The organism is Spongiactinospora gelatinilytica, assembly GCF_003236385.1.
Taxonomy (GTDB): domain Bacteria; phylum Actinomycetota; class Actinomycetes; order Streptosporangiales; family Streptosporangiaceae; genus Spongiactinospora; species Spongiactinospora gelatinilytica.
In genome coordinates this window covers 1-447 of the sequence record NZ_POUA01000867.1, presented here as the reverse complement: position 1 = coordinate 447, position 447 = coordinate 1, and the positions used below count along the sequence as shown (strand labels likewise).

Here is a 447-nt window from a genome sequence, read left to right as displayed (position 1 = left end):
ATTCTGTTCCTGGTGAGTTTGTTCATGGGCCGAAAACGACCCTAGATTTCAGACCATTAAGAAAATTTTATCCAAAGCCAGTCCAGCGGACTGGCTTTTGCGGTTTTAGCGAATAATAAATTGCGTTACTTTGTCATTCTTTCACAACAAAAACAGGAAGGCAGAGGTGGGGCAGCGAATACCTGTAACGCTTGGTAATATTGCGCCGTTGTCGCTAAGGCCGTTCCAGCCTGGACGAATAGCTCTGGTGTGCGAAGGCGGCGGACAGCGTGGAATTTTCACGGCTGGCGTGCTGGATGAGTTTATGCGCGCGCAGTTTAATCCTTTCGATCTTTATCTCGGCACATCTGCCGGGGCGCAGAACCTCTCGGCGTATATCTGCAATCAGCCCGGTTACGCGCGCAAAGTCATCATGCGCTATACCACAAAACGCGAATTTTTCGATCC

1 protein-coding gene is annotated in these 447 nt (G+C 49.7%); it reads left to right on the top strand.

The genetic code is table 11. From position 1 onward, the window contains the following. Positions 1-166: 166 nt before the first annotated feature. Positions 167-447, top strand: a 281-nt coding sequence (locus C1I98_RS39805; RefSeq protein WP_199537598.1) for a patatin-like phospholipase family protein, incomplete at its 3' end; no start/stop codon positions are given.